This window comes from Nostoc sp. FACHB-280 (assembly GCF_014697615.1).
GTDB lineage: Bacteria > Cyanobacteriota > Cyanobacteriia > Cyanobacteriales > Nostocaceae > Nostoc_B.
Map to the genome: position 1 here is coordinate 86,959 of NZ_JACJSD010000026.1, position 6,708 is coordinate 93,666.

Below are 6,708 nucleotides of genomic sequence, written 5' to 3' on the forward strand. Positions count from 1 at the left end.
ACAGACCACACTTCGGCTACTTCGGCTGCGCTCAGTACAAGTACGCTCAGTGACCATAAGAAATGAAATGGCTAAAAGGCTTGTAGCATCTTTATTATTTCTTTTTACTTTTGCCTTCAAATCGGCACTACTGCATCGGAATAAGCACTGACGGCGGCAAATTCACAAATTGAATTAAAGGGACAAAATCGGCAGTGTTGTCCAGGATTTGGAGGGAATATTTTACTGAAGTTACTGTTTTTTTCGTGATATTGATGTAAATCAGCTTGATGTTGATGAGCAATTATCGCTAACTCAGATTTTAAATTTTCAAACTCATGGTTTGTGATTTTAATTAAATCGGATTTTTTGCCAAGTTCTAAATTATAAAATGATGCGACTGCTTGTCTACCAGGATAAAGATAACGCACTGCTAGTAAATAAACTAATGCTTGTCGTTGGTCAAAAGCAGATTTACCTGTTTTGAAATCTAAAATATGTAAAGTGCGATCGCCATCAATAAAAATGCAGTCCATAGCCGCATATAAGCGAAAACAGTAATCGCCTTGTTCAATCAAAATTGGCTTAGGAAAACCTTCATCACCGGGAGTTAATTGCAGAATATTTTTGCCTCTCAATAGAGGCGCATTTTGATATTTTTTCAAGATTTGTAGAACGCGCTGCTGCACTTGCGAGCTAGTATTGTTGAGTTTTAACAACTGTGCAACTTTTTCTACACCGTCTGCTTTATTTAACAAATGTCGATTATGATGAAACTCATAAACGCCTTTCTGGGCGAGTATACCAATCCGCTGCGGTGCCGTAGCCTTTGTTAACAGTGCTTTAACTTGGGGTTCATGTTGACGTGCTTTAATAAACCCACGTCGCATCTGACAATGCCAGCGTTCTTGTCCTATTGCTGGGGCAATTAAAGACCAAAGGTGATAACTGACAAAAGGTCGGTCGGGGGTTGACATCGCTAACAAGCAGTGAGAAAAAATACAATGGGCAGAAATTCGAGCATAATTGGCTGCTCATAACTTCTTTTGATACTTGCGGCTAGGCACGCTTTGCGGGAAGCTTCGTAATAGACTACTGAAGATGGACGGGAGAAATTGGCAACAATGAGCGTTACTAGCAATTCCAGCAAAATCAAGTTTGGTACTGATGGTTGGCGAGGGATTATTGCTGATGATTTTACTTTCCCCAATGTGCGGAAAGTCACCAGAGCGATCGCAAGTTACCTCGAAACAGCCTACACAAAAGATAGACCAGTTCTCATTGCTTACGATACGCGGTTTTTAGCTGATCAGTTTGCCCGCACCGCCGCCCAAGTCTTAGCAGATTTGGGTTGGACAGTGAAAATTACTGATCGAGATTGCCCCACACCAGTAATTGCTTATAACGCCCGTCACTTAAATTCGGCGGGGGCGTTGATGTTTACAGCCAGCCATAACCCTGCACCATATTGTGGAATTAAATATATCCCCGATTATGCCGGGCCTGCCACTCCAGAAATCACTGATACTATTGTGGCAAATATTGAAAGTGCGGTGGATGATCTGCCTAGTAACAACCCTAGCGGGTCAATTTCTATTTTTGACCCCAAACCCGATTATTTGCAATTTATCTACACATTGTTGGATGTAGAACGCATTAAAAGCGCCCATTTAAAAGTTAAATATGATGCGCTATATTCGACATCTCGCGGTTATTTAGATGAAGTTTTGCAACAAAGTGGCACAGAATTAGAAAGTTTCCACACTTGGCGGGATGTATTATTTGGCGGTGGAATGCCAGAACCCAAAGGCGAACAACTAGAAGAGTTAGTAGAAGCTGTACGCCGCGATCAAGCTGATTTAGGTTTGGCAACCGATGGTGATAGCGATCGCTTTGGTATCGTTGATGAACAAGGTAATGTTCTCACCCCCAACACTGTGTTGTTGGTGTTAGCAAGACATTTAATTAAAAATAAAGGCAAAAGCGGCGCAATTGTCCGTACTGTCGCCACAACTCACCTATTAGATAACTTGGCGGCTAAATATGGTTTGCCAATTTATGAGACAGCCGTAGGTTTCAAATACATCGGTGAAAAAATGCGGGAAACCACCGTTTTGATTGGCGGTGAAGAATCAGGTGGTTTAAGTGTGATTGGGCATATTCCCGAAAAAGATGGTGTTTTGGCAGATATGCTAGTTGCCGAAGCGATCGCCTACGAAGGTAAACCCCTGAGTCAACTTGTCAAAGAAGCGATCGCGGAAGCTGACGGCCCCTTGTATAACAATCGTTTGGACTTACACCTCACCGAAGCCCACAAAACCGCCGTTATCGACTCCTACACCAAAAATCCGCCCTCAGAAGTCGCGGGAATTAAAGTCAAAGAAGTCGGGCGGAAAGATGGGATTAAACTTTACCTAGAAGAAGGTAGCTGGGTGTTACTGCGTCCCTCCGGTACAGAACCACTGGTGCGCGTTTATATGGAAACCAACAGCCCCGAAAAACTCTCCCAAATCGCTCAAGAAATGGAGAGTGTGATTGCTAAATTAGGATAAGAGTTTCAACCACAGATGAACACAGATGAAGATTTATCAATATCTGTGTTCATTTGTTTTGATTTGTAATTTTTTATGAAGACAATTTCTAATTTGTTAATATCTGTTGTTGTGGCTGTTTGGATAGTGGCGATCGCAATTCTTTCAGTTCAAAATGCCACACCAGTATCGTTAAAGTTTTTAAGTTTTCAATCAATTCAAATACCAGTGGGTTTAGTTCTGGCTTTTAGTGCTGCGATCGGGGTAATTGCGGTAGCTGTGCTGCAACCTCTGTGGGGTTTGGCTGGTTCCGGCGAGAATCGCTTGGAAGAAGATGCTGAGTTTTTCGTTGATGATGAGGATTTTTGAGGGATAAATTAACCGCCGATGCACGCGGATGAATTAGTTTGTAGAAATACGAAATTTTCAGCCTCCTGTTAGTATGTACGAATGTGCATACTATAGATATAGATGGCGTATCAGTGGGATAGAGATAAAGCAATAACAAATCTTCGTAAGCATGGCATTAACTTTGCTGATGCAGTCAGTGTATTTTCTGATGATTTAGCAATTACCATCACCGATGAACGTTTTGAAGAAGAGAGATTTATTAGTATTGGAATGGATGCTTTCGGTCGCGTCTTAGTAGTTGTGTATACATTGCGTAATGATGAGATTCGTTTGATTTCTGCCCGCAAAGCCACAAGCCATGAACAACAGCAATACGAGGAAGGTTAAATGATGGAATCAGAATATGATTTTAGTCAAGGTAAACGAGGCGCAATTGAGCCGACACCACCAGGCAAAACTCGAATTACAATTCGCTTAGATGATGAAATATTAACTTGGTTTCGTGAGCAAGTTAACCTAGCAGGTGGAGGTAATTATCAAAGTTTAATCAACGATGCTTTGCGTGAATACATTCAGCAGCGCCGTGAACCTTTAGAAGAAACACTACGGCGAGTTTTGCGCGAAGAACTTGAGCGCATCAAAAAATAAGCATAAAAATATAGAGATACGATGAGTCGCATCTCTACAAAAGCTATGGTATATAAGCTCTAATTACTTTAGCTACAAAATTAAAATGTCCATTCGTGGTTAGGGTCATTAAGTGCCGCACGGACGGAAGCTAAATTTGCTAAGTCTTTAAATGGGCTGGATTTAGCTATTTCTGTGATTGAATTTAAAGCAAGGGCTAACTGTTCATTGTTACCTGATGCGATCGCGCCATCAACGACAGCAAATAATGAAGTAAATTTTTATTTACTGTAATTTGAGGCTTGGATAAATCTAAATTACACGCTTCTCGTTCTAACTTAATGTTAGTAATTTCTTCTATCCCTATCAGGAAGAAACGCTCACATTCCTCTTGATTTAATGAACTAATACCATTAATACTTAAGTCTGTATTTTTCTTTAAAATCCACAATGCTCCCCTTTTTGCTGAGGAAGCTATTGTGTTAACACCATAAGACAATTCTGGGTTACCTACCCAGTATATAGCAGCTACCGTCTTAACTATATTAACTATAATTTCGATTCTGTTTTCGAGACTATAGTTTGTAATTTGCTGATTGTAGTTTGAGAGTACACTACTTATAGATTCATTTTCTGCTTGCAAATCTCTCATCGAATCATCAATTTTTTGTTTTACTTCTCTTATTTGCTGCTTTAGAGTATTAATTTGAGTAATCGCAGTATTGACTTCAGCTTCATATTCACTAACCTTTACAAAAGATTTACCTAGCTCACGACTAAGTAATATTCCGCCCATTAATACTGCTGGGCTTACAGTGATATTACCCAACGCAAGAAGAGACCCAATAATTATGCCTCCAGCACGAATCCCTAATGAACGCTGACTTAACCAATTCATTGTGGTTATGGTAGCTTTTTGGATAAATATGTCTTGACTTAGAAGATTTTTTACTGGTGATTTTAGAGGATTGACTAATTGATTGACAGCATAACAAACATCAGAAATATTATTCTTATTTAAGTAAGAACTTATTTCAATTAAGATATTTTTTGTTTCTTCAACTTGCAGAATTGGTATATCAATATCCTGCTTATATTTTGTGCTTATTTCCTCAAAAATATGAATGAGTTTCTCTATCTTAACTTTAGTTTCAGTACGCATATCAGCATATATGTTAGCCAGTTTAGATACATAAGCTAAATCATTCTGACATTCGTTAAAAGCATCTTCATAGCTACTTCTAATATTTTTAAGTTTTGCTTCTAGATTCTCTGTATTACCAATTGCCCAAGCAGAGATAAAAGCTCCTGTAGATGCACCACCTAAAGCAATAATACTCAAGATAAGTGAAAGCATGAAATACTCCTAAATACTGATCAGTGGTAGAGGCCTATTCGTATAAACTCCAAGCTTAAAAGAAGACATGGATTTATTTATATATATGCTTCCCTGATTCACAAACTAATCAACATTCAAAGCGTCAAAATCTGAAATTGTTATAAAAATCTATAAAATGTGATGTAACTACTCATTTTTAGATTTTAGTAGTAGATGCGTGATGCGATCGTTAACACATCCTAAATGTCAATATGAGTTCTATTGTTTTTTGTCAATATTTAGTAGATGCTAAACAGCGAATTTACTGAGGGGTTTAAGCTGAAAATAGTTAGAGCGATCGCATCTATAATAAAATGCAGAAAATGAGCGATCGCTCCACTAGCTTTTGTTTAAAATAGGTGCAAAAGATTTGATTATGTCTAAGACTGCCCAAGAAATATACAGTCAAATTGTTCGCAACTTACCGCCAACTGAAAGGCTGCGTTTAGCAAACCTAATTTTAAATGAGCTAGTTCAGCAAAATTTATCCATTATTGATGAAAGTGACACTTGGACTGAAGAAGATCAGCGAGATTTAGTAGCCTTCTCTTTACAAAATACAGCTTCCTTCTTTGATGATAGTGAGGAGATACTTTAGTGACATTTAATCCTGGTGATGTAATTACAGTAGATTTTCCAGGTGTCACTGGTGTTAAGCGTCGTCCTGCTGTAGTTCTTTCATCTGCTACTTATCACACAATACGTCCCGATGTGATTATTGGATTGATTACTACTCAGACTACCTCGCTGGTAATTACTGATTATACACTTCAGGATTGGTCATTAGCAGGATTACGTGTGGCATCTATTTTTCGTAGTTTTATTGTCACTTTACCACCCTCTGCTAATCTAGTTTTAATTGGTCACTTGTCTGAACGCGATTGGAAAGGTGTTTGTGCTTGTGTAAAAATAGCTCTTGCTGATTTAGATAATTCCCATCTGTAAAATTCATGTTTAAAGTTAAAATATCAAGAGCAGTGGTATAAGCCATGACTCAATCTTTAAGCAAGTTAATTACATTTGATGAATTTGTTGCTAAATATCCAGAGCAAACAGAAAAACGTTACGAACTTCATGATGGAGTAGTTGTTGAAACGCCACAACCAACAGGAGATCATGAAGAAGTCACTGGATTTTTAGCCTTTGAAATTACTAGAGAATGTATCCATTTAAATCTACCTTACTTCATACCTAAGACAGCACTAGTCAAACCTCCAGAAAACGAATCAGCTTACTCACCAGATGTACTGTTGTTAAATCGTCCCAATTTAGTCAATGAACCTCTGTGGAAAAAAGAATCCACTGTTATTCAAAGTTCATCCATACCGTTGATTATTGAAGTAGTGAGTACAAACTGGCGTGATGACTACCTCAAAAAATACGCTGATTATGAAGAGGTGGGGATTCCTGAATATTGGATTGTAGATTATGCAGGATTAGGCGGTAGAGAGTTTATTGGTAATCCTAAACAGCCTACTATTTTAGTTTGTGCTTTAGAAGATGGTGAGTATCGCGTGAGTAAATTTAGAGGCAATAACCGAATTGAATCTGTAATATTCCCAGATTTAAGCTTAACTGCACAGCAGATTTTTAATGCTGGATATTAGGTTTGGTATGTCAAGAGTAAAAAATTTTGAAAACTTACGCAAGAACCCTCTCAAATCCTCTTAACTTCGTGTTCTTTGCGCTCTTTGCGGTTAGTTTTTTCTTGATTTTAGGAGTTACGCATTGACAAATTAGACAAACAATGTAGGAAGGAAAATCAGGAATAAACAGGCGATGGCTGCGCCAACGTCTTCTCTGCGAGACGCTACGCGAACGACGAACACTAATCACTCTGGG

At 38.6% G+C, this 6,708-nt stretch carries 9 protein-coding genes; 7 read left to right on the forward strand and 2 right to left on the reverse strand.

Translation table 11 applies throughout. The annotated features are described in order from the left end of the window. Positions 1-116: 116 nt before the first annotated feature. The gene (locus tag H6G75_RS19190; protein WP_190981597.1) at positions 117-956 is read right to left on the reverse strand and encodes a PD-(D/E)XK nuclease family protein; all 840 of its coding nucleotides are present in this window, start codon (positions 954-956) and stop codon (positions 117-119) included. 147 nt (positions 957-1,103) lie between these two features. Between H6G75_RS19190 and H6G75_RS19195 the strand changes: the two genes are divergently transcribed. The 4 genes from H6G75_RS19195 (at position 1,104) to H6G75_RS19210 (ending at position 3,509) form a co-directional block, all read left to right on the forward strand. Then, entirely contained in the window at positions 1,104-2,531 is a 1,428-nt protein-coding gene (locus tag H6G75_RS19195) for a phosphoglucomutase/phosphomannomutase family protein (protein WP_190981598.1), read from the forward strand. A 75-nt stretch (positions 2,532-2,606) separates the two neighbouring features. After that, positions 2,607-2,879, forward strand: a complete 273-nt coding sequence (locus H6G75_RS19200; protein WP_190981599.1) for a LapA family protein — start codon at positions 2,607-2,609, stop codon at positions 2,877-2,879. A gap of 102 nt (positions 2,880-2,981) precedes the next feature. After that, positions 2,982-3,248, forward strand: a complete 267-nt coding sequence (locus H6G75_RS19205; protein ID WP_190981600.1) for a BrnT family toxin — start codon at positions 2,982-2,984, stop codon at positions 3,246-3,248. A gap of 3 nt (positions 3,249-3,251) precedes the next feature. Then, positions 3,252-3,509: a BrnA antitoxin family protein gene (locus H6G75_RS19210; protein WP_190981612.1), complete on the forward strand. Its 258-nt coding sequence runs from the start codon at positions 3,252-3,254 to the stop codon at positions 3,507-3,509. 196 nt (positions 3,510-3,705) lie between these two features. On the opposite strand, the gene H6G75_RS19215 is transcribed toward H6G75_RS19210, so the two are convergent. Further along, the gene (locus H6G75_RS19215) at positions 3,706-4,845 is read right to left on the reverse strand and encodes a hypothetical protein (RefSeq protein WP_190981601.1); all 1,140 of its coding nucleotides are present in this window, start codon (positions 4,843-4,845) and stop codon (positions 3,706-3,708) included. Positions 4,846-5,242: 397 nt separating this feature from the next. On the opposite strand from H6G75_RS19215, the gene H6G75_RS19220 reads away from it, so the two are divergent. The 3 genes from H6G75_RS19220 to H6G75_RS19230 are packed head-to-tail and all read left to right on the forward strand — an operon-like array spanning position 5,243 to position 6,473. After that, positions 5,243-5,464, forward strand: coding sequence for a hypothetical protein (locus H6G75_RS19220; protein WP_190981602.1), 222 nt, complete (start codon positions 5,243-5,245; stop codon positions 5,462-5,464). After that, the gene (locus H6G75_RS19225; protein WP_190981603.1) at positions 5,464-5,811 is read left to right on the forward strand and encodes a type II toxin-antitoxin system PemK/MazF family toxin; all 348 of its coding nucleotides are present in this window, start codon (positions 5,464-5,466) and stop codon (positions 5,809-5,811) included. The genes H6G75_RS19220 and H6G75_RS19225 overlap by 1 nt, the downstream gene beginning before the upstream one ends. 44 nt (positions 5,812-5,855) lie before the next feature. Next, complete coding sequence (locus H6G75_RS19230; protein ID WP_190981604.1) at positions 5,856-6,473, forward strand: Uma2 family endonuclease; 618 nt, start codon at positions 5,856-5,858, stop codon at positions 6,471-6,473. Positions 6,474-6,708 lie beyond the last annotated feature (235 nt).